Source organism: Paenibacillus sp. CFBP 13594 (genome assembly GCF_014842675.1).
Lineage (GTDB): Bacteria > Bacillota > Bacilli > Paenibacillales > Paenibacillaceae > Paenibacillus > Paenibacillus amylolyticus_B.
The window spans coordinates 628,408-649,528 of the sequence record NZ_JACYVQ010000003.1 but is presented as its reverse complement, the minus strand read 5'-3'; the positions used below and the strand labels follow the sequence as shown (position 1 = coordinate 649,528).

General features: G+C 41.0%; 24 protein-coding genes, 1 tRNA gene, 1 pseudogene and 1 riboswitch. Of the genes and pseudogenes, 7 read left to right on the top strand and 19 right to left on the bottom strand.

The features are described 5' to 3' along the window. Nucleotides 1-19: 19 nt before the first annotated feature. Nucleotides 20-334, top strand: a complete 315-nt coding sequence (locus IFU39_RS13735) for a hypothetical protein (protein ID WP_192133165.1) — start codon at nucleotides 20-22, stop codon at nucleotides 332-334. A gap of 57 nt (nucleotides 335-391) precedes the next feature. Here the strand turns inward: IFU39_RS13735 and IFU39_RS13730 are convergent, their stop codons facing one another. From IFU39_RS13730 to IFU39_RS13720, 3 genes are all read right to left on the bottom strand, one after another. Beyond that, nucleotides 392-1,039 (bottom strand): hypothetical protein, encoded by a 648-nt coding sequence (locus IFU39_RS13730; protein WP_192133163.1) that lies wholly within the window; start codon nucleotides 1,037-1,039, stop codon nucleotides 392-394. Between the two features lie 514 nt (nucleotides 1,040-1,553). Beyond that, nucleotides 1,554-2,096, bottom strand: coding sequence for a hypothetical protein (locus IFU39_RS13725; RefSeq protein WP_192133161.1), 543 nt, complete (start codon nucleotides 2,094-2,096; stop codon nucleotides 1,554-1,556). Between the two features lie 865 nt (nucleotides 2,097-2,961). Continuing rightward, complete coding sequence (locus tag IFU39_RS13720) at nucleotides 2,962-3,378, bottom strand: hypothetical protein (protein WP_192133159.1); 417 nt, start codon at nucleotides 3,376-3,378, stop codon at nucleotides 2,962-2,964. A 426-nt stretch (nucleotides 3,379-3,804) separates the two neighbouring features. On the opposite strand from IFU39_RS13720, the gene IFU39_RS13715 reads away from it, so the two are divergent. Further along, nucleotides 3,805-4,047 carry a helix-turn-helix domain-containing protein gene (locus IFU39_RS13715; RefSeq protein ID WP_192133157.1) on the top strand — a complete coding sequence of 81 codons (243 nt, stop codon included), beginning with the start codon at nucleotides 3,805-3,807 and terminating at the stop codon, nucleotides 4,045-4,047. A gap of 68 nt (nucleotides 4,048-4,115) precedes the next feature. Here IFU39_RS13715 and IFU39_RS13710 read toward each other — a convergent pair whose 3' ends face one another. From IFU39_RS13710 to IFU39_RS13650, 13 genes and pseudogenes are all read right to left on the bottom strand, one after another. Beyond that, a complete protein-coding gene (locus IFU39_RS13710; RefSeq protein ID WP_192133154.1) occupies nucleotides 4,116-5,033 on the bottom strand; it encodes a DUF3298 and DUF4163 domain-containing protein in 918 nt (305 codons plus the stop codon). 772 nt (nucleotides 5,034-5,805) lie between these two features. Then, nucleotides 5,806-6,825, bottom strand: coding sequence for a phage lytic cycle repressor MrpR family protein (locus IFU39_RS13705; protein WP_192133152.1), 1,020 nt, complete (start codon nucleotides 6,823-6,825; stop codon nucleotides 5,806-5,808). Next, nucleotides 6,818-8,140, bottom strand: coding sequence for a DNA sulfur modification protein DndB (locus IFU39_RS13700; RefSeq protein ID WP_192133150.1), 1,323 nt, complete (start codon nucleotides 8,138-8,140; stop codon nucleotides 6,818-6,820). Before IFU39_RS13700 ends, IFU39_RS13705 begins: the two co-directional genes overlap by 8 nt. Nucleotides 8,141-8,343: 203 nt before the next feature. Continuing rightward, nucleotides 8,344-8,544, bottom strand: a complete 201-nt coding sequence (locus tag IFU39_RS13695) for a hypothetical protein (RefSeq protein ID WP_192133148.1) — start codon at nucleotides 8,542-8,544, stop codon at nucleotides 8,344-8,346. 54 nt (nucleotides 8,545-8,598) lie between these two features. Then, entirely contained in the window at nucleotides 8,599-8,778 is a 180-nt protein-coding gene (locus tag IFU39_RS13690) for a hypothetical protein (RefSeq protein ID WP_105408214.1), read from the bottom strand. Between the two features lie 16 nt (nucleotides 8,779-8,794). Then, a pseudogene (locus IFU39_RS13685) lies at nucleotides 8,795-9,706 on the bottom strand (CpaF family protein); the annotation flags it as partial. Further along, nucleotides 9,703-10,920, bottom strand: coding sequence for a nucleotide-binding protein (locus IFU39_RS13680; protein WP_105597719.1), 1,218 nt, complete (start codon nucleotides 10,918-10,920; stop codon nucleotides 9,703-9,705). The gene IFU39_RS13680 and the pseudogene IFU39_RS13685, both read right to left, overlap by 4 nt. A gap of 161 nt (nucleotides 10,921-11,081) precedes the next feature. Then, entirely contained in the window at nucleotides 11,082-11,465 is a 384-nt protein-coding gene (locus IFU39_RS13675; RefSeq protein ID WP_017690000.1) for a VOC family protein, read from the bottom strand. A gap of 145 nt (nucleotides 11,466-11,610) precedes the next feature. Next, the gene (locus IFU39_RS13670; protein WP_091015291.1) at nucleotides 11,611-12,474 is read right to left on the bottom strand and encodes a DUF6612 family protein; all 864 of its coding nucleotides are present in this window, start codon (nucleotides 12,472-12,474) and stop codon (nucleotides 11,611-11,613) included. Nucleotides 12,475-12,541: 67 nt separating this feature from the next. Then, complete coding sequence (locus tag IFU39_RS13665) at nucleotides 12,542-12,964, bottom strand: thiol-disulfide oxidoreductase DCC family protein (protein ID WP_091015293.1); 423 nt, start codon at nucleotides 12,962-12,964, stop codon at nucleotides 12,542-12,544. Between the two features lie 190 nt (nucleotides 12,965-13,154). Beyond that, nucleotides 13,155-13,433: a hypothetical protein gene (locus IFU39_RS13660; RefSeq protein WP_036610814.1), complete on the bottom strand. Its 279-nt coding sequence runs from the start codon at nucleotides 13,431-13,433 to the stop codon at nucleotides 13,155-13,157. A gap of 99 nt (nucleotides 13,434-13,532) precedes the next feature. Next, nucleotides 13,533-13,778 carry a zinc ribbon domain-containing protein gene (locus IFU39_RS13655; protein WP_036610816.1) on the bottom strand — a complete coding sequence of 82 codons (246 nt, stop codon included), beginning with the start codon at nucleotides 13,776-13,778 and terminating at the stop codon, nucleotides 13,533-13,535. A 210-nt stretch (nucleotides 13,779-13,988) separates the two neighbouring features. Further along, nucleotides 13,989-14,408: an organic hydroperoxide resistance protein gene (locus tag IFU39_RS13650; protein ID WP_036610819.1), complete on the bottom strand. Its 420-nt coding sequence runs from the start codon at nucleotides 14,406-14,408 to the stop codon at nucleotides 13,989-13,991. Nucleotides 14,409-14,804: 396 nt separating this feature from the next. Between IFU39_RS13650 and IFU39_RS13645 the strand changes: the two genes are divergently transcribed. Then, complete coding sequence (locus IFU39_RS13645; RefSeq protein WP_105598425.1) at nucleotides 14,805-16,100, top strand: Nramp family divalent metal transporter; 1,296 nt, start codon at nucleotides 14,805-14,807, stop codon at nucleotides 16,098-16,100. A gap of 142 nt (nucleotides 16,101-16,242) precedes the next feature. On the opposite strand, the gene IFU39_RS13640 is transcribed toward IFU39_RS13645, so the two are convergent. Both IFU39_RS13640 and IFU39_RS13635 read right to left on the bottom strand, forming a co-directional pair. Next, the gene (locus tag IFU39_RS13640) at nucleotides 16,243-16,926 is read right to left on the bottom strand and encodes an HAD family hydrolase (protein WP_181155320.1); all 684 of its coding nucleotides are present in this window, start codon (nucleotides 16,924-16,926) and stop codon (nucleotides 16,243-16,245) included. A gap of 127 nt (nucleotides 16,927-17,053) precedes the next feature. After that, entirely contained in the window at nucleotides 17,054-17,449 is a 396-nt protein-coding gene (locus tag IFU39_RS13635; RefSeq protein ID WP_017690008.1) for a hypothetical protein, read from the bottom strand. A 118-nt stretch (nucleotides 17,450-17,567) separates the two neighbouring features. Then, nucleotides 17,568-17,743, bottom strand: a riboswitch (cyclic di-AMP (ydaO/yuaA leader). Nucleotides 17,744-18,114: 371 nt separating this feature from the next. Here IFU39_RS13635 and IFU39_RS13630 point away from each other — a divergent pair. After that, complete coding sequence (locus tag IFU39_RS13630; protein ID WP_091015296.1) at nucleotides 18,115-18,594, top strand: glutathione peroxidase; 480 nt, start codon at nucleotides 18,115-18,117, stop codon at nucleotides 18,592-18,594. Between the two features lie 148 nt (nucleotides 18,595-18,742). Here IFU39_RS13630 and IFU39_RS13625 read toward each other — a convergent pair. After that, nucleotides 18,743-18,825: transfer RNA gene (locus tag IFU39_RS13625), tRNA-Leu, on the bottom strand. A gap of 445 nt (nucleotides 18,826-19,270) precedes the next feature. Here IFU39_RS13625 and IFU39_RS13620 point away from each other — a divergent pair. The 3 genes from IFU39_RS13620 to IFU39_RS13610 all read left to right on the top strand — a co-directional run bounded on the left by IFU39_RS13620 (nucleotide 19,271) and on the right by IFU39_RS13610 (nucleotide 21,105). Then, nucleotides 19,271-19,972 (top strand): urease accessory protein UreF, encoded by a 702-nt coding sequence (locus IFU39_RS13620; RefSeq protein ID WP_181155319.1) that lies wholly within the window; start codon nucleotides 19,271-19,273, stop codon nucleotides 19,970-19,972. 266 nt (nucleotides 19,973-20,238) lie between these two features. Beyond that, a complete protein-coding gene (locus IFU39_RS13615) occupies nucleotides 20,239-20,442 on the top strand; it encodes a hypothetical protein (protein ID WP_017690011.1) in 204 nt (67 codons plus the stop codon). A 27-nt stretch (nucleotides 20,443-20,469) separates the two neighbouring features. Next, on the top strand, nucleotides 20,470-21,105 hold the full coding sequence (locus tag IFU39_RS13610) for a hypothetical protein (RefSeq protein ID WP_105597716.1): 636 nt from the start codon (nucleotides 20,470-20,472) through the stop codon (nucleotides 21,103-21,105). Nucleotides 21,106-21,121: the final 16 nt, after the last annotated feature.

The following is a 21,121-nucleotide window of genomic DNA, read 5'->3' as shown; positions in this document are numbered from 1 at the left end:
TAGGGAGGTGTAACTAGAAATGTTTTATGTCATTGGACATGAATCTTTAACGAATTCAGGAGATTTACAAAGACAAATTATGCAACATCTTCAGAACGAACAAATCACACGTGCTCAAAATGCAATTCCTTACACAAAAGAACGAGAAATTTTACACTATGCAACCAACACATACAAAGATCCAAGGAATCCTGAGTACGATTATTTTAGCTATATCAACTCTAATACACGTGACTTGCTTTTGTATTACAATATCGATTTTGAGGAACTTGATACGATTGTTACATTGCCTAAAGGAGTAAGTCTGCTTATCCGAAATACCAGATTCCTATAAAATAATTCCACTTACTATCCGTTGATGACTATCCTTCAGCGGATTTTCTGTATTTATTCATTTGTAAGAATACTCAAGCTTCTTAAGCAGGTTTCTTTCTGCCTCTGTCGTGATCGCGTACAAGTATGTATCAACATAAGGATATAAAACAACTGCAACACTAAGTATCTCCATTGCTGCCTTGCCTATTATCTCATCGGCTGTTTCTTGTGCTGTTTTATTTGCTGCATCTACAAGTCCTGGATTAAACCATTTTATAAATGGATTCTTAAGAAGATCAATTGCAGATTGGTGAATTGGTGCTATTAGGATAGGTAGCGTATCGATCGCTGTGTTTAGTGCTTGATAGGCTCTTAGCAAGTCCCATACACCAGCTATAAGGTTAGGGTGATCTACTGCATTAAATAGTGGACTATTGACAATTAAGTGAGCTGCTAAGGGTTCCTTAGAGTAGTACCTTTTTTTCTTTTCATAGTGATCCATTGTTAACTCAAGTTCTCGCATAAAATTATGTAACAACTTGATACGCTGATTTCGTTCATCTTCTAATTCCTTTTCCTTGGCTTTCTTCATGGTTACACTCACACTATATCTCACAATTAAAATAGGCACTATAACACCCGTAATGAGGGCCATAATCGTAAATCCTTCTAATATATGTTTAGATAAAGTTTCTACAATTTCTACTATTTCAATCACTCCCATATGTATGATAGGAATATTACACCACTAACATCAGTTCAAAGAGAGAATGATGTATTCTGAAGGGACGAACCAACATATTTACCGTTCGTTGCATACCGTTCCCTCTATAGTCAAGCTAAATTCTAGCCTATCCGATTTTCGAATAGGCTAGATTCGGTTGTAACGAATCGTTACATCTAAAGCTCACAGTTGAAATATCTTTGAGTTAAGCCATAGGAATATTTTCGGTGGTTATGAAATTGATGTGGTTTTCAACCCACACCGTCTTAATCAATTCTCGTTCGTCAATTCTGTCCAATGAGAACTGATATCCTTCAACAAGGAACAGAGTATACTTAACCTTATTGTCTGATTGAATATAATGGTTTACGCCTACGTAGGCGAGAAGTTGTAGTTGTCCACTTTGTAAATGAGAACTGATTTCTACTTTGGGAATGACTTATAGAGGTCGTGGATTATTAAGACTCCTTGAAATTTGCAATAGGATTTAAGTATTTCAAAATGAACAAGACTTCTATTTTTTCACAAGTGCAGTCGAATCGATTAAATTTATACTAAAAATATATTGATTATCATCTAAAAAAGAATCATATGTATATATTTGAACTGCTTGAGCTTCTTCATCTGATTTAGGATATTCTTTCAAAAACTTACCGCTATTTTCTTCATATGCAAACTCTATCATCCTAGGGTCGTTATCAATATTATTTTGACTGCCGTACAGCTCTAATACTTCACTCCCTAACATTCCAATTTTCACACCTTGAGCAGTTTCGAAGATTCCTTTTGATCTGTTACTTAACATAATTCCTATTAATTTATCATCTTTGTAGATAATAGTTACTCCTTCATCATAACCAAACATATCATCACCAATCTTTTCACCTTTCCCTAGAATTTTCTCTATTTCTGCTCTACTCATGCCATGGCTAATTTTTTCATTAGTATGTACATTAATAATCTCGATATCCTTCTCAGTAAGTGTGTTTGTTTTTCCTCCACAAGCTGTAATCAAAAATAATAGTACAGCTGTAAATGCAATAAAAAGTCTCCTCATATTTCTCCTCCTTATAATTATTCCGAAGAAAAAAGAAAGACCACTTCCCCTAGAGGTAGCGGCCTTACCGATGCTTTCGGATGTGATTAGATTTTACCATAATTAACCTTATGCTTCAATTATAGTTTGGAATAGATTAAGTAGAGTATACTGCATGAGTGTAAATGAGTCCGCCCAATAAAAATCCTGTATAGAGGACTAATCCAATGTGGACAATTTTGTCCTTATGGAGAATCGGACAACAAAAAAAGATAGCGCAATTCTGCGCTATCCTCATACTTAGCATTCAATTTTCATCTTCATTCGTTTCTGTCTTCTGATCAATGTTAACTCCCTACGTACCTCCATCCTACGTTCAACAGTTATGTTTAATCTTGAGCCCTCTTTAACCAAGTTATTATACAAACTATCCAAGTCATTTGTAATGGTACTCGTCTGTCTTCTCTTACTATTCTTCTTCTGACTCCTCACTGTGCGATACGGAATTCCCGTATTATTCAAGCTCATGATCTCATCGAATAATGATCCTTCAGATATCATTTTCTGTTCCTCTCTCCATCATAAAAGGGGATGTAGTCTGCATACACCTCGGTTTATGAGGGGGTGACGATTTGGCACCTCATAAAATTTGAAGATCAGTTTACAGTTTCAACTTATGTTCGTCAATCAGCTCTATAAACATGGGAATGAAAGTGTCATTTCATCGAATTTGCTATACTCTATGAGTCATATGTATTGTTTTCTCTCCATCTGGCAGGATGTTTTCAAAGAGATAACAATACACAAGATTAACTTAAATCGTTGTTACGCGAATTTTTACAATACTATGTTGCTTGTTCCAGTACATTGTTTATGTATAATTTGTTTAAACCATTTGCATTACTGCACGTTCAAAGCGGATATTGCTATCATATTGCTTGGCGGTAATCAGATCATTTATATTGATTCCCCATTGTTTCATACGTTCAACTTGATAAGGGACGATATTCTCCTTGAAGTACAACGTAAGCGCCTTCACTGGATTGAGCAAGTACATATCAATAAACGACTCTACAGACATTGGATTCAATTCAAGCTGCTCCTTACGGATGTCGTATAGAAGTCTATTGATTTCCAATTCTGTTGGATCAAGTGAGACTCGCATCATGAAATCATACCGTAATTCTTCTGTGGTTAGGACAGCTTTAATGTTGGCAATAAGAGTCCCTGCTTTCTTGCTTATCTTACAATCATTCAAAACCTGATCAATTGCCCAAATTGATTTGACGTATCCAGTTTTCATATCTATCCTCTCCCCTTTCAATTCTGCAAATTTTGCGGAATGTTAGTTAAATTGAATGCAACAGATTTCAATGCTACCCACATGCCATAACGTGTACGTACGCATAATTGTCCTTTGATTAACTTGCCGTGTTTGTACATCTGTATCGCTCCCTTCTGATGAGTTTCCTCCCGCAATTTTTTCCACAATCACAGTTTATAGTTGTTACATGAATAATAGTTACAGTAGATTGTTGCTTATTTGATTTGCTTTTCGAACTCGGAATTCAAGTTCCGGTACAATGTTGCGCTTATTTGGTGTACAATGTGTATACAGATGTTAACGTTTGATACTCATAATTTGATTCGCATGAACGAATATTGTTTACTTCTACATATTATTCGCTTGCGCGAATCATGTCAACTGTTTTTTAGGGGGAATCTTTAGTTGCACGTTTTGAAAATTAAACTTAAAGATGTGCTAAAACAACGAAACGTTACTCAAAGACAATTAGAAAGCATGTCTGGAGTTAATCAGGCTAGGATATCTCAACTCTGTAAGCCGGGCAGACAAGAAATCAATTTAGGTCTCCTTGAGAAAATAGCTGCTGCACTAGATATCACAGATATATCTGAGCTGATTCAATTTGAAGAAGTACCAGACATAGATCATGCACCTAACTCACACTGAGTTGGGTCTTTCTATTCCCTTCATAAAATAAAAAGACACAGTTCAATGCGAACCGTGCCTATACTTCATTATTTAATTCTCTCAACTTGTACTTTGTCCTTCATTCCATCAACTTTCATATAGTATCTAGATCCGTCTTTGTAAATCAATACATCAGGTCGATATGAATATCTGTAAGAATATTTATAGTCAACCTGTTTCCAGATCTGCCCGTTCGCCAGTTCATATAAATTCCCTTCTTCATAACCTTCGAAATCATCGTCTATTTTAGACTCTATAGTACCTGACGTAACTGGAATAGTGGGAACAATCGGCGTATTTTCACTTGATGTGAAGGGAGTAGCATTTAGAGCAGTATAGGGTACTTTCACATCTATGAAGCCCTCCGAAAATGGGGCAACCTCGTATGGACTAAATCGAACAACAATACCACCATCATAGAAGTAAAATGTTGAATCGGGGCCAATTGGATAGTTGTCTATACTTTCATCATATATTGCAATACCTGCACTCTTTTGTATACTTAAACCTGCACTTATCGAGACAACTAAATTACTTATTTGGGCTGTACTTTTTGCTACATCCCCCAAAGTAATAACATTGCCGTTACTTAAATTGAAGTTGTATGTATATGTTGAATATATTTCATGAACGCCGCCTGTAAAGGCGCTATCAGTATAGACTATAGATAGTCTCTCATTTTTATTGAATTTAGTACTTGGAGATGTTTTATAAAAATTTTGTTTTGATTGTTTCTTTAAATCTGTGTCTAATTTAGCTGCCGTTAATGCGTGAGTTTTTAGTGTTTTATTGATCTTATCTGTTGTTTTTTTGTTACCACCCGTAAGTTGGATGTACTTTTGTCCTTTATAGCTAAGTACTTTTGTTTTAACACTGACAGTAGAAGCAGCATCGACGTAGTGGGATGGCAAAAATATGATAATCGACAGAATAATGATAAAGCATCGTTTAAGATTAAAGTTCATTCTTTCACCTCTATGATTCCACATCGGCTGTGGGTATGGCTCACTATGTAGGTCAAAAGAATTATATGATGATTTCCCAAATTTAACAATATACAATTAAATTAAAATAAAATCAGACTCTTACCTCAAATTAAGATCTGAGAATTAAGATCTGAGAATTCAGAATTATTAACAATTGAATTTTAGATTAAATTTTAAAAATTGTAATATTTTATATACTGTTGTATGTTACTTATGTAATATATTTCAAATAAAGAATGTGTTTGTACGAGGAAGAAAATGTTATTGCTTGGGCTAGTATTTGTTTTAAGTTTACTCGGTGCCTCATCTGTTTTTGCAGAAACCAACACTGCAATTGTAACCCCCAGTAAGTTGGTAGACACTGCCATTCCTGTGGAGGGAAAGTACAATATGGGAGATATGGGCTTGAAGTAACAAAAGGTCAAGTTCAAATTATATTAGATGAGCAAAATGCAGATGGAAGTTGGAATCAAGTACATGATTTCACATTGTATACCCCTTCTGGGAAACTAGCTCACTATTTTGATTATTGGATGAAAAACGGAACTAGATCCACTGTTACTCTAATTGCAGTGCGAGACACCGAACTTGGTGTTGGATATGTTAGAAACTAAATGACTACATTCTGGAAAGGGCTGAAATTCTCAGCCTTTTTTTTGTTTATGTGAAATTCAACTATTATGTTGATTGATCAATGTTACACCCACAACAGACAAAGCAAAAAGGTTGACGCAATGTCAACCCTAATAAACTAATCTATATCGTAAATCAACCGTAAATTATCCATATTCAGAAACCCTACTCGATACTTTGAATAGACATATGATCCATCCGGTTGTTTCCCCACATTGTAATGCTCACAAATGATAAAATATTCTTCTCTCTCTAGCTTCCCATATTTCAAATATAAATCTCTTCCCATTTTTAGCATTCCACTGTTTCTAATATTTATAGCAGTCAACAAAGGCAAGTTATTCCACTTTGATATTTTTCCTACTCTACGATTGACCACATGAGTTGGAGACGGATCGTTGATATCCTGTTTAACTCTAGAATTGATTGCCGATCTCAATATATAGTCATTCTCAATCAATTGATTGGAGCGTTTCTTTATTCCATCCTTCAATATCCCATTGTTTTTAGTGTAAACCTCTTCTTTATCCGCTAATCTCAATATGTCATATAAATATTTTGATATGGGGATTTCTCTTGTTTCAATCTCTCCATGACTTAATTCATTAAAGAGTTGGATTTTGTATTCCTTATCTGAAATTTGAGTTATATGTTCCATTTTCATATTCAGTAGTTCGCTATTTCCACGTCCCATTATTCCTTCAAATAACGCTTGTACCACTACTTTATCCTGAAAATTAAGACAGCTATCAACTATATTCCCGATATCCTCTTCACTGAATACCGTTGGATTACTATCATCCACAAATTGACTGTAAAAGGCAGATGATGAGACTGCATCAAGGGGATTGATATTGTCTTTACGCAAATCCTGTTCAATAGCCCAGCGAATATAATTTTGTATAATACTTCCCGTACTTTTCGTTGTAGCAAGCTTAGTAGACTGTAACAGGAGCAAAACTTGCTTGATCTCACCTAGGTTGAAGTCATATAAGTCCATTCCTAAACGCTTTTCAATGACTGAAGCTCTTCGCAACACTCTGGAATATGCATCCTTTGTATTGTTCTCAATCAAAGTTTCTAAATAACGTTCTTTTTGTGATTCATTATATAGACTATCCTCGTATATATTATTCAATGTTGTTCTCCTCTAGCTTAGATTCAAAGTAATCAATTATTTGATTTCTGATACGCTTGTTTCCTGTCAGTGATTTCTTTGCATTGAAAAGCAACTCAAGTTTATCTACATCGGTAATGATACTGTTCACATACTGTTCTATTTCCTCTAAACCTATATCATGATCTTTCATGAACTTTGACAGTACAATGTAACCAATAAACATCAAGGGATGACTCATAATTCGATTCTCGCGCTTATTTGCGTTATTTGAGAACTCATCTGGATAGCTCCCCACCAGATAAGTAAAGAAATCATTGAGGTAATTTGAAGTTTTTATAACGTCTAATTGTCTTTCGAATTTATAAATCCGATCAATTGAATACGACATGATATCAAAAGTTGTTAATTCTCCAGCCAAATCATTAACGTTTGATGATGAAGCAATCTGTTTTCCTATCTCTGACTTCCTTTGAAGATTGGCGACTACCTTGTCTGACATTCGCTCCTGTGCTAATTCTTCTCTACGTTCCTTTTTCAACACGTTAATTGTATTAATTTGACCAAAATACTTTTGAGCTGTCTCGTGGTCATATGACCGAATGGAAAGTATCATATCCAAGTCTAGGTTAGGGTTCATCTGTAGAGCTAATACAGCTCCCTGTAAGCGGTGGAAACCATCCAGTATAGATATAACTGCCCCATTATTTATAGTCAGCGTATTAGACTCCTCATGGTACATCACAGGGTCAACTTCTGTAGAATATACATTTAGGGTGATCATATCTTCAAAGTATTGATTTTCAGCCATTTTAGATGCAATCCTCTTCACACTTGCCTTGTTGACGATTGGAGTTTTAACTATTCCTCCAGCTTGATTCATTTCATACTTGGCACCACGTTGAGTTTCATAATCGTAAACAATAAGTTGGCTTTCAGACATCTTCACTAATTCGGCAATCGCAATCTTGGTTATGTAGCTGTCATATTTTATCTTTGTAGTGTTTGAAAATGAAATAGGTAATTCCATTCTTTTGGGAACAATTGATTTAAGGATACCCTGAGCGTCCCTAATCTCACGTTTACCAAACAACTGATCGGGTTCTATATCCTCATTTCCCGTCACAGCAAATAAAGCTTCACATACTCCGTAAAGAATCGCATTATCCACTTGGATGATGTAATCTGCATCGGTTAGAAGTTGCTCAATCACATCAACAGGAATGTTAAGTTCGATGAGTTGATATTTGAATTGATACTTGAGTTTCTTTGAACCACTTATTTCTTCAAGTTGTATGTTAATTAACTTCTCAATATCTGACCTGTCTAATTTCATGTGTATCCTCCCTCCATACATATATTATGATATCACAATTACGTAAAAATAATATGGGAGGCATTAAAATTTCGAGTGAGAAACAACTAAAGGCATGTCACTCAGTGACACGATTACATGGGGGCTTGGATTGGCTGTATTGGGGCTATAGGATGGAACAAGGGCATAAGAGGGTAAAAGAAAAACAGCCTTGTGAGGGCTGCCTAGAAGTTTATTGTTGGTATCTGTGGTTTAAGCGGTGCAAGAACTGATGTTATAAAGCCAGTTAAATGTTCAAATGAGTAACCAATAAGATCACCCACACCTTGATAGCTATAATCTGTCTTGTAGGCAATGTAAAACAAGATGAGAAATGCAGAGCCACCAACAAGTATAAGTTTGTCCTTTAACGATAATGATCTCATGTAAAACCTCCCTTTTTATATAGGAATATTATACCATGCATACGAACTCACTTTCTACTTTGACCAAAACTCACACGAATCCCTTACATAATAATTCCCGTTCACTTTAACCGCATACTCATTGTGAGATACAATTACCCCCTCTTCTTTCTCACCATTAAACAATACAACTATAGGACGTTTAAAATTCATATATCGTTCGAAATCTCCTGTTGTATCAAGCATTTTCTTCATTTCCATTGCTCCTCTCATTACTCATACCCACTTTTATAGACGTACTATGCAACATATCCAGCGCTTCTGCGCCCCTTACCTCACCAATCACAATCCGGTTCGGACGCATCCGTAAGGAAGATTTGATCAGATCCCGAATAGATATCTGTCCCTTGCCTTCGGTGTTGGCATTTCGCGTTTCCAGTGATACCAGATTTGGTACCGTAACTATCTGTAGCTCAGCCGAATCCTCAATGGTAATAATCCGCTCATCGGAAGGGATAAACTGGGATAATGCGTTCAGAAAGGTCGTTTTTCCCGATCCGGTCCCGCCTCCAATGAAGATGTTGTATTTGCTCCGTACCAACTGCTGCAATAATTCTGCCGCTTCTTCATGCAGGGCTCCCTTTTCAATCAGATCGGACATCTTCATCGGTTCACTGGGGAATTTACGAATCGTCATCGTGGGACCTTTCAAGGCAATAGGGGGCAACACGATATTGACCCGCGAACCATCCTTTAAACGGGCATCTACGATTGGAGAAGACTCATTCACAATCCGGTTTACCCCGGACACAATCATCTGGATAATATCCTCGAGCCGTTCCCTGGACTCAAATTCAAGGGTGATCTGGCTGACTTCACCTTCCTGCTCCACAAAAATCTCCTTGTGACTATTGATCATAATCTCCGTAATATCGGGATGATCCACAAGTGGCTGCAAAATATCCAACCCACGAAAGGAGTCAAACAATCGCTGTACCAGCGTGTGACGCTCTCCTGAGGTCAGATCATCCAGCTTCGGGTCAGACAGAACTTTGCGTTCTATCCCCTGCCACAGTTCATCATCTCCTGCGGAAGAGGTTAAATCGAGGCCAGCCCTGACTTCCCTGCGCATCATCTGAAACTGTTCTTCACGATCCAGTAATCTATTGGATGAATCCATCATAGTGCCCACCGATCCTGCTTCTGAATTCGTCCCGTCTGCTTCAATTCTTCTTCGCCATCTTGTACCAGCATGGCACATAATCTCTTCACTTCACGTTGGAAGATCGGAGAACTGAGCATGACTTCCTCCTGACTGAGTTGTTTCCAAGAAGGGATGTAGGGCAACACTGCATCCAGATGCAGATCAGGGCGTGGGAGTGCATTGACGACATTGTCCCGATATTTGTTAACCACAAAGCGTGCACGCTCCAGCATACTTTCGTACAAATCTGGCTTCGTTCGTTCAGCATGCTGCAACCATTGCCCCCATCGATGCATGGCAGATATATCATCCTCAACCAACCAGACAAATGCATCTGCTGCATCCAGCACCCCTTCACTGCGCCCATCCCAACCGGAATCCCCATCCAGAATCAACACGTCATACTGTCCACAATCCGTTAAATAACGAAGCAGATTCGACGTATCCTCACGAGTCATTTGTAACAGTTCTTTCCGATTCGATAATGGCCAGAACACATCGGATTTCAGCGCTTCATGCCGGACCACATATCCATCTACGCCCTTCGATTGCACCTGTAACTGCTTGCCGGATTCCTTTCTTCCTACCTTCAGATCGTATAACAGGCGTGACAATCCCGTCTCCGCATCCGGGTGACGTTGCCCACTTCTTGTTAGTCCCTTTTCCAGAAACGGGTGCGTACTGTCCAGTGTCTCCAAATTCAGATAGAGAACAGCATATCCTGCAAGTCCCAATTGCTTCGCCATATGCAGGGCCACTGCCGTTTTGCCACTTCCACCCGAAGCGGATACTACACCGATGGAGAGAGTCTCTTGCCCCGGATGGTGAACCTTCTTACGGCGTGGCTGCCGGCAAGCATGCATCACAGCATCCAGCAAAGCAGGCAAGGGTTGATATTTCATCAGCCGTTTGGCCTCATCTACCTCTTCCATCCCTTCACTAAGCATTAGCCAAGGTACACCCGATACTTCTCCCCCGTTATTCAGCCAGTCATTCAGAAACTCCGGTTCCGCAATAACCAGATCCGGTAATTCTCGACCTTCTTGCTCATTCATGTGATCCTTAAATGAATCTCCTTGGGAGAATGCCATGAAACGCACATGGAGACCAGACGAATTTCCCTGTACATAATCAAGCCAGGCGCTAATGTAATCTCTATCCTTTGAAACCAGAACAACCTTCAGTTCAATCAAATCCCCCTTCCCTCCCTGTCAAAAAGCACAAAAAAACACCGTCCAATAACCGCATGAATATGCAGTATATGGACGGTGCTTCCGTCACGTGCTATGAATGTATGGATAATATAACATACAATTTCTGGGGGAGCAAGGGATTTATTCTAACCCTTTTTCCCTTACGAGTTGTAAGGTGAATCGAACTCAATAATGTTACGGTCCGGATCAAGTACAAAAATCTGTGCGAATCCCGCTACACTGTCAGGTCTCGCTTCATACTCAATTCCCTGCTGCTCCAACCAAGCTATAGTCCCTGAATAACTGGTGACCCAGATTGCAAAGTGGCCGTCTGTTGTGTCAATCCCAGCCTCACGTAACGTGTGTCCCTCCGGGTGCTGTAACAGATGAAGCTGCTGGCTACCGATGGCATACCATGTACCTGTGGAGCGGAAAGGCGGACGTTCAATCTCCTGCATTCCCAGTAACCCCGAATAGAATTTCTTCGCGATTTCCAGATCACGTACTGCCAGACTAACATGGTGGATGTGTGCATATTCAATCATCTTTTATCTCCCTTCTCTACTTCAATATGACTATACTATAACACTTTCAACCCTGACCATAATCTCCGCTAAACAGAAAAACACCCCTGATTCTAATCTGGTAAAACCTCTCGGCTCACACAGATTCAGTTCAGAGGTGCCTGTTTTATTTAGCGCTATCCAATGCTTCTTGTGGAATCTTGATCTCTTCCACTTTATCCTGGTTAGAAAATGTACTGTTCATCTTCATGTCCATCGTCATTTTCTGTCCATTCTGTTCCATCTCCATGACCATGGTTACGTCCGTACTTGCAGGCAGGTAGGTTTCTTTGTTGATCATATACTTCATCTTCATGCTGGTAATATTCATCTGATCAAGCATGGCTTGCATCTGGGCATCCGATCCGTTCTGCTCCATCACGGCTTTGGCCAGTTCCTTCACATTATCACCGGATACGTCAGCGTTAATCACATAATTGTCGCCTTCTTCGGTCACTTCAGTATCTTCTTCAATCTTTTTGAATTGCTCCAATTCACCTTCGGGATTCATGCTTGCTTTCATCTGCTCAATCAGTTCCTTGGTTTGAGCTTCAGGAATCGCAACCCATTGATCCCCAACTTGAGAGTAGATTTTATCCGAAGTGATATACTGCTTCACGTTCTGAGCTTCCTGTCCCGACATTTCCATTTTCATCTCTTGATAGATCATCATTGGATCTTTGATGATATCCATCTTGAGCGATGTTTTAACCTGTTGATCCTGGGACTGTTCACCAGCATCCAGTTTCAGATTCTGATCAATGTTTGCTTCAGTTGTGAAGCTTTTCATTTCTTTGGTTGCTTCATTCGTTTTGGTAATCAATTCATCCAAGGTAGGGATCTTTGTTGCCTGCTCTGCAGGTGTATTGCCCTCGTTGGATGTTTCGTTGTTAGTCGCTGGCGGCGTTGCCGTATTATCTGTATCGTTACCGCATGCTGCCAAGCTCACTGCTAATAATGCCCCGATAAATAATGTAGTCCACTTCTTCAAGTTGTTGTCCTCCCAAAATAGATATGATCTGTAGTCATTACCCAATTATTCCCGTTATTAATCACACTCACAAAAATCGATCTTTGATCTCCGGTGTAGGCAACATGCACGCTTCATCCTTGCCAAACCAGCGATAACGGTTGCGAGCAACCCAGTTATAGACTGCATTACGAATAAATTTCGGTATGATGATGAACACATATAACAACGGATAAGGAAACTTCAGACCCTTAGCCAATCGCAGTGCGGCGGTTGAACGTGTATAGTATTTTCCATTTTCAATCAGCACAAAGGTATCCATACTGTCTGTCGACAAATTGCCCTTCGCCAGCAGTTCCTTGGCTATATCCGATTGAAGCGATGCAAAATGATATTTCCCTTCCGGGTCACGCTTGATAATCCATTTGGTTAAGCCCTGGCAGAAGTGACAGACACCATCCACCAGTACGATCGGATGTCCCTGATGCACATCTGTTTGATTTGCTGTCATATTGGCTGCCTCCTATTGTTGCGGTTAGAGTAACTTACCCAATCTGGGCCTTCTTGTTCACTTATTCTAAATTTATTTCTTCTAGAGGTAGTTCAAAAAGACTGAAAACCGCTCTTTTTGAACAAGCATTAATAGGAAGTAAAAGAAAAAGAGCGCAGGCATTGTGCCCACGCTCGTATCTGTCCGACAATTACTCCGTAACTGCCTTTTCCATCCATTGGTCATCGATCATCTGTTGATGCAGGTCACTTGCCCACTGGTCCATACATTTGCAAATGAAATCTTTGCGACATACTGGACAAGGGGTTTTCTGCAGACGGCTGATATTGGTCATCTTCCATTCCGGGGAACGGGTGTAGAATACACGGCATTTTGTACCGTCTACCAAATTCATTTTGAATTCATACAATCCGTCTTCCTTGTTACCATAAGCTAATTCTAAATCTGCAATACGCGGTCTATAAGACATGGATATCACCTGTTTAATTCAAATTTGGTTCATGCAATGACACTACTCAGTACTAAGTTATATTAAAGAAATTTCAGTTCAATGTCAACTCGCGCATGTCTACCCGCCAAACAGAATATCCAGAATAGTCCCAACCTGCCCCTGTTTTTTCCCTTTCAAGACATCCGGATCAAATACTTCAACATACCCGCAGGAAGCACAAGCCACGAACAGGTAGTGGTTATGCTGGATATCGAACATCTTGCTCAGGCCTGCTCCTGACATGGAAACTTCCTTAATGTTACAATCCGTGCCCCTGCATTTTGTACACACAAATCGCCGCTCGATCATCTCTTCAATACTCATCTTCGTTCCCCCTTTATGGAATGTGTAGCATGAAGTGGGAGTGCAATTATGTAAAATAGTACGCGATCTGGCATCTAATCTCCTGCATCATGTCCATATATTATAATCAACACAAAACCCTGCCGATTGCCAGCAGGGCTTTGTAGTCGAACATCAGGTATCTGGGATACCCTGCTCTATATGTTCCCTTTACTTGCCGGGAGTCAAATCTTAGACTACGTTTAAAACAACATCAATGTTGCCACGTGTTGCTTTGGAATATGGACAGAAATCATGCGCCTTGCGGGCCAGTTCCTCTGCTTGACTGTGATCTACACCAGGCATGCTAACGTCCAGACGAACAGACAGCTGGAAACCGTCATCCGCAGGGTCTTTACCAATGGATACGTTACTTGTAACGACCACATCCTCCAATTTCACACCTGCTTTGCGTGCTACATTGGCAAGGGCACTTTCATAACATGCTCCATATCCTGCGGCAAAAAGCTGCTCAGGGTTAGTACCTTCACCACCGGAGCCACCAAGCTCTTTTGGCATTTTCAGATCATGCTTAAGCACTCCATCCGAAGAAGTCACAGAACCTGTACGTCCACCTTTAACTGTCGCTACTGCTGTATATAAAGCTTCCATTAAGAATCTCTCCCTTATCCATATAGTTTTTACTGCCTTCCTTTCAATTTAAACTTCTGGCTCATTTTGAAACGCAATTTTGTATCTTTATCAGCTTTTACAACTTTATTATTTTCATGCATTTCAACGCCATGCTGTATTTTCCTAAGGTTGGGTAATATACGAAGGGGGTCTTCAAATTAGAACCGAAAATTTTGTGTTAATACATAAAAGTTGCACTAGACAAAAATATTTGAAGGAGTACAATGTAACAATAAACATAAAAATTTAGATATATCATGAGCGATTTTTCCGCAACAATATTTCCAAATCAATAATTCAAAGTCAGGTGATTATCGTATGAGTAAAAAAAATCCGTTCAACGCTCCTTCAAGAGAATCATTGTCTACTGCGGGCATGGCCCCTTCCCTTGGAGAAGCACATAGTTCCATGAAAGTTCCGCAGAATGCGTCATGGTGGAAGAAATTCCTCGCCTTTGTAGGCCCAGGATACCTCGTTGCCGTAGGTTACATGGACCCCGGGAACTGGGCAACAGATATCGCAGGCGGCTCGCAGTTCGGGTACACCTTGTTATCCGTTATCCTGTTATCGAACCTGATGGCCGTTGTCCTTCAGTCGCTGGCTGGCAAACTCGGTATCGTCACTGGACGGGATCTGGCTCAAGCCTGTCGTGAACGATTCAGCATGCCTGTTGTCGTGATGTTATGGATTCTGTGTGAACTCGCCATTGCAGCTACCGATCTGGCTGAGGTCATAGGTTCTGCTATCGCATTAAAGCTGTTATTTAACATCCCCATGTTATATGGCGTTATTATCACCGCAGTTGATGTACTCCTGATTCTTGTACTGCAAAACAAAGGTTTCCGCGCTTTGGAAACACTCGTCATTCTGCTAATGGCGACCATTGCCCTCTGCTTCGGGATTGACCTCTTCCTGGCGAAACCCGATATGGGCGGTGTTCTCCATGGTTTTGTACCAAATGTTGAGATTTTGCAAAACCCGGCCATGCTCTATATCGCTATTGGTATTATTGGAGCAACTGTGATGCCGCATAATCTGTATCTGCATTCTTCCATTGTGCAGACCCGTCAGATCGAACAGACCCCACAGGGCAAAAAAGAAGCTATTCGGTACTCGACCATGGATTCTACAATCGCGTTGACACTGGCTTTGTTCATCAATGCGGCCATCCTGATTGTATCTGCTGCTGTATTCCACAGTGCTGGTATGACGCAGGTTGCCGAGATCGCAGATGCCTATCATCTGCTGACACCTCTATTGGGTACTACGGTTGCAAGTATTCTGTTCGGTGTGGCGCTGCTAGCATCAGGTCAGAACTCTACCCTTACAGGTACACTCGCTGGGCAGATCGTTATGGAAGGTTTCCTGAACATTCGAATTCCGGCTTGGCTGCGCAGACTGGTCACACGTCTGATCGCCATCATCCCGGCGGTAATTGTGACAGCCATTGCAGGAGAACATGGCACAGAAGAACTGCTCATTTTGAGCCAGGTCGTGCTGTCGCTTCAACTGCCCTTTGCTGTGATTCCCCTGGTGTTGTTCACAAGTGATAAAAAAAGCATGGGTGCATTCGCCAACAAATTGTGGCTCAAAATCATCTCATGGGTCATTGCCGCGATTATCGTTGTGCTGAATGTATATCTGATCATTCAGACGATTCGGTTATTCTAATCTCGTTCTTATCGACTAAATCCTAAAAAGGCTGATCAACTCCGGTATTCTATACCCAAGTTGATCAGCCTTTATTGTTGCAATACAGCAACATGTTTCCTTTTATAATAAAACTCATACTCCAATAAATAACCATCTGAATCTAATTCTGATTTGGCATCAGTAACGGCAGGAGTTGATCCAATGAATCCACAGTCCAATCCGCACGTTTGTCATCCGATAGTTCTGGCTGGAATCTTCCGTAACCCTGCATAATTCGAATCGTACGCATGCCCAGCTTCCGAGCAGGTATAATGTCGTTATCAATCCGATCACCGATCATGACGGCTTCCTCCGGTTCACAACCAGCCTGCTTCAAGGCCACAGCGTATAACTCAGGGTCTGGCTTGGACACTCCTTCTTCAGCCGAACACGCCAGAACATCAACATACTTCCGCAAGCCGTAGCTCTCCAGTCTCTCTTCCGTTCCAGGACTCTGATTGGCAATAATGCCAATGCGATAATACCGTGACAACTGCTGAAGAACGGAATCCGCTGAAGGAAAAGGATGTTCAAGATCTTTTTGAAATTTCAGCTTGTCCTGAATCTGTTTTTGGTGTCCCTCGTCTTCAACGAATGTGCGAATCGCCACTCTCATAGGCCATTGCTCATATTTTCGGTAACAGTTCGCAAACAGTTCGCGTACCGCCTCAATTGTCACCGGATACCCCAAAGCACAAGCTTCACGGACGAACTGTCCGATAATATCATCAACCGGCTCCCATTCATCCACCAGCGTATCTCCAACATCAAAAAACAACCATTTCAATCCACCTACATCCGGCACACCAATTCCTCCTTGTAAGCATAAAAAAGAAGACTCACCATCACGCATGAGTCTCCTCAAACTTCCGTTTATCGATACATTCAATTATAACAGGCACCTTACACCTGAGCAATCACAAGCTATGGCATTAACCATTGAGGAGAAAGCCAACTTCCCCATTGAGCGAATATACAATCCGGTCTGCGCCCATGCCCCGATAGATGCCCTTAGGATGACTCTGCTCCGTAATCACGCACAGGGATTTCGAAGTCCATGAACGACAGATCTGTAAATAACGACAGGTCAGATTCAGGCTGTTCTCGAAAATAAACACGTTACCTACGCTGCCCTGCGGCAAAAACCATTTTTGAGCTGCAGCTGTATTCATGCGAATGACATGTTCTACTCCGATTCTACGGAGTCTGCGCTCTTCCCCTGCACTGTTGGTTAGAACGGCAAACGGCATTTTTTTGTACATCAGCAATTTAATAAATTTGCGTCCTGCTTCATTTGGAGCAGTCACTAAAATCATCTCAGTATCCATCATTCGTTCCTCCCTTGGCGTGAAAAGACAACAAAAAAGAAGCGTGGGGGACCAAGGCCTCCCGAACGCTTCTTAAATAACCCATGGCGAAAACACCATGAACCAGCGTACGGCTTGTTGCCTCTCCCTTTAACGCTTACGAGGTTAGCTGACGGATTCGGGCGCGAGAGTCGCCCTATTTCCGGCTGTCACCGGAAAATTCACCCCATGAATGCCCACTGTCCTGGACAGCGCATTCCGTTGGTTCCCCCGTTTCCCATTCATCAATGAATGGAAACTCAGCGATTAAAACATCGTTCGTATATCTTAAGGTAAGATCGAGCGATATTATCGTTTGTTTCGTTTTTCAAGTACAATTTAGTTTAAATTGAAATTACGTTATGAATCATACACCCCCGCCATGACGGTGTAAAGTCCTTACAGATCACCAAATCGGCAGATTTTTGCCAATACTCGTTTATAATAACGCTTACAATAAGGTTATACTCTATCCACCTCTTCAAGGCTATCTAATTCTCACTCTGACGAAAATCACTTCGCAATTCATTCACGTATTCTGCACAACTTGCCTGTTTTGATGCTATTAACACCACATTAGTTTTGCAATATTTAATTGTAGCCAATATAATAGAAGATATAAGAGTAAATAAATGGAGGCGATTTAGATGACAGTCTACGATTACAAAGTGAATACCCTTCGCGGTCAAGAAGTTGAAATGTCCGACTACCGTGACAAAGTGCTCCTGATTGTGAATACGGCAAGCTCATGCGGCCTTACTCCTCAATTCAAAGGTCTGCAAGAACTGCAAGACAAGTTTCAAGATGCTCCATTTGAAGTTCTTGGTTTCCCAAGCAACCAGTTTGCACAGGAAAAAGGATCTTCCGACGATATTGCCGAGTTCTGTCAGATGAATTATGGCGTAAGCTTCCCAATGTTTGAGAAAATTGATGTGAACGGCTCAAGCGCTCACCCTCTTTTCCAACACCTTAGCACAGAAGCTCCTGGCCTGCTCGGCTCCAAAGCAATCAAATGGAACTTCACCAAATTCCTTGTGGATCAGAACGGACAGGTACTGAAACGTTATGCTCCCAAAACAACACCGGACAAGATTGAAGAAGATATCAAGAACTTACTTCAAAAATAATACACAGGCCACCCGTAGCCGTAAGGTAGAGCACCATTGCCCCGGTAATGGATGGCTTTTTTTCTCAACCCAGATGTCATACTGTTCGAAAAAGACAAAAAAAGAAGCTTTCCAATAACGGAAAGCTTCTTCTTCATCGTTCATATGATGCGGTCGAGAGGACTCGAACCTCCACGGGCATACGCCCACTACCCCCTCAAGATAGCGTGTCTGCCATTCCACCACGACCGCATGTCGTAAATAATCGGCAACAGAATTGATTATACCGGGTTCAGAACTAAAAGTAAAGTATTTTTTAATACTACTTTTTCAGCTAGGCATTTTCATCAAAAATCGCATAATCTCGTCATCTTTACCCATGAACTGCATATTATTAGATTTGATCTCCTCTTTTTCGGTAAGAGCCGATCTTGTTGATTCATTTATATATAGTCCTTCCTTCTATAATAGTTCTCCCTGCACTCCACCACATAAATAACACATTAAGTTATATAAAATAACACAAATATTAAATTTAAGATTTAATCCATTAAATTTCACGGATACCATTGACAAAAAGCGGACATTTATGGGAAGATAACTATCATATAATTCGGATTTATAAACATAAAGCAAACAAAAAGGATTATAAATGTCACTATAAGTGACATTTAACGAACACAGGAGGCGAATGATTGTGAACCGTGGGAATAAGCTGCTCGATTATGTCAACCTGCTTGATTCCTCTATTCAGGTTGGAGGGTTCACCCATTCCTTCGGCATGGATATCCATATCAGGGAGGGTACCATTCGTAATGCTGAAGATCTCGAATCATTCATGCGTTGTCAGTTGCATCCCAGCATCGTTCGTCTTGAAGGTATGGCCATCAAAGGCATCTATACCGCAGCAGATCACAAGGATACATGGCGGATAGCTCTAATCGACAAGCTCGTCCATGTTCAGCGAACCCCTGGAGATCTCAGAGAACAAGCTGCCGCCATGGGTAAACGATTGATCAGACTTGCACGTGCTCTGCACCCCTGGATTGAATTCAGCCAGCTCGAACAGATCTTTGCCAAATACGATTCGGTTGGCTGCCTCTCCACTGTTCACGCCTGGATTAACCACCACCTCGACATCCCGGTCGAGGAGGCGGTCCTTGGTTACCTGCATTCAGCCATGAATGCCTGCATAACCGAAGCCTCCAAAGTCATTCCCCTGAACAACGATACAACCAAGGATCTGATGGTCCGCCTGGCCACAGATCTGGAGAATGAATGGAAGACCGTCAGCGCCTCGGCTGCGGATGGACTGGCACAGCCAACCTCGATGTCCATGAAATCGTTTTTCCCCAGTTTCCATATGCTTGGAGCTGGACTTCATGCCTACAGGGCCTAATCCTCTTCCTCCTCATACCTGCTCCCCTTCATTCAGACAAACTAAAAAACACGCGGCAACCTCCTTGCCGACGTGTTTTTTGTCATTTTATTTGTTTTATTTACGTATTTACGCCATTTATCATCACAAAATACACTTTTTTCCGTCTTTTTTAATTGTTAGATGACGAATTTACGTATATAATGAAACATACAGCTCGCATTTCTATATATTCTACATGATGAAAGGGCGGCTGAATACTACATTCTAACCAGGGGTGAACCCTTTTGAACAAGAAAAAACCAGTTACTCCGTTCGGATGGGCCATCAAACGACGGCTAACCGAACTTCAAGTGGACCAGAAGACCTTTTGTGAACAGCATGGCATCCCACCCTATCGTTTATCCAATCTTATTCACGGCACACGCAAAGCAACCCGATTCAGGCACCTGGTCGCTGATATTTTGGATATTCCAGATGAACTGAGATAAGATTTCTGCCAAAGGAGGGTCTCATCCATGAGACATGTTACATCCGATCTGGAGAGGCTGTCGTTCCAGTCCATACGTCACCAGCTCATCATCGTTGATGACAATTGGATTATCCAAAGTTGTAACCGTGCCTGGCAACAGGGACTTGGTCAATGCTCACCAAACCCGGATATACACAGTAGTTATAGACATTACCTGCATCTGACGGAAGCCTGGGCAAAACGGGGCAAGAACGCTAACATGGCACTTGTCGCACAGAATTTGAAAGAACGCGGAATACCCTTTAATCGAAATCATACATATGACATCTGCGTATATACTGTATACAATGAAAAGAGGTGGTTTCGTGTAGAACTCACCCCTCTATCTTATGCAAATTCAATTCTGGATACCGATCTCGCTTTGATTGCACACATGGATATTACCGAACAGAGAAAGACAGAACACCAATTGAAGAAGGCATTGTCTGAAGTGCGCACATTGCGCGGACTGCTGCCTATTTGCGCCGTCTGCAAACAAATCAAGGACGAAGAGGAACACTGGAACTCCGTTGAGAGTTATCTGGAGAAGCATACCCACGCCGAATTCACCCATGACATCTGTCCGGAATGCATCCGGCGGTTATATCCCAAATACTCGAATATCCTGGACAAGCGTTCCTGAAACCTTTCTCCACTCG

What these genes read in the sequence shown, in the direction of transcription:
- IFU39_RS13650 (WP_036610819.1), bottom strand. Translation starts at nt 14,408, where the DNA reads ATGGAAGCTTTATATACAGCAGTAGCGACAGTTAAAGGTGGACGTACA.
- IFU39_RS13735 (WP_192133165.1), top strand. Translation starts at nt 20, where the DNA reads ATGTTTTATGTCATTGGACATGAATCTTTAACGAATTCAGGAGATTTA.
- IFU39_RS13635 (WP_017690008.1), bottom strand. Translation starts at nt 17,449, where the DNA reads ATGGATACTGAGATGATTTTAGTGACTGCTCCAAATGAAGCAGGACGC.
- IFU39_RS13730 (WP_192133163.1), bottom strand. Translation starts at nt 1,039, where the DNA reads ATGGGAGTGATTGAAATAGTAGAAATTGTAGAAACTTTATCTAAACAT.
- IFU39_RS13700 (WP_192133150.1), bottom strand. Translation starts at nt 8,140, where the DNA reads ATGAAATTAGACAGGTCAGATATTGAGAAGTTAATTAACATACAACTT.
- IFU39_RS13695 (WP_192133148.1), bottom strand. Translation starts at nt 8,544, where the DNA reads ATGAGATCATTATCGTTAAAGGACAAACTTATACTTGTTGGTGGCTCT.
- IFU39_RS13660 (WP_036610814.1), bottom strand. Translation starts at nt 13,433, where the DNA reads ATGTCTTATAGACCGCGTATTGCAGATTTAGAATTAGCTTATGGTAAC.
- IFU39_RS13645 (WP_105598425.1), top strand. Translation starts at nt 14,805, where the DNA reads ATGGCCCCTTCCCTTGGAGAAGCACATAGTTCCATGAAAGTTCCGCAG.
- IFU39_RS13630 (WP_091015296.1), top strand. Translation starts at nt 18,115, where the DNA reads ATGACAGTCTACGATTACAAAGTGAATACCCTTCGCGGTCAAGAAGTT.
- IFU39_RS13665 (WP_091015293.1), bottom strand. Translation starts at nt 12,964, where the DNA reads ATGACAGCAAATCAAACAGATGTGCATCAGGGACATCCGATCGTACTG.
- IFU39_RS13725 (WP_192133161.1), bottom strand. Translation starts at nt 2,096, where the DNA reads ATGAGGAGACTTTTTATTGCATTTACAGCTGTACTATTATTTTTGATT.
- IFU39_RS13720 (WP_192133159.1), bottom strand. Translation starts at nt 3,378, where the DNA reads ATGAAAACTGGATACGTCAAATCAATTTGGGCAATTGATCAGGTTTTG.
- IFU39_RS13655 (WP_036610816.1), bottom strand. Translation starts at nt 13,778, where the DNA reads ATGAGTATTGAAGAGATGATCGAGCGGCGATTTGTGTGTACAAAATGC.
- IFU39_RS13610 (WP_105597716.1), top strand. Translation starts at nt 20,470, where the DNA reads ATGAGACATGTTACATCCGATCTGGAGAGGCTGTCGTTCCAGTCCATA.
- IFU39_RS13675 (WP_017690000.1), bottom strand. Translation starts at nt 11,465, where the DNA reads ATGATTGAATATGCACACATCCACCATGTTAGTCTGGCAGTACGTGAT.
- IFU39_RS13710 (WP_192133154.1), bottom strand. Translation starts at nt 5,033, where the DNA reads ATGAACTTTAATCTTAAACGATGCTTTATCATTATTCTGTCGATTATC.
- IFU39_RS13690 (WP_105408214.1), bottom strand. Translation starts at nt 8,778, where the DNA reads ATGAAGAAAATGCTTGATACAACAGGAGATTTCGAACGATATATGAAT.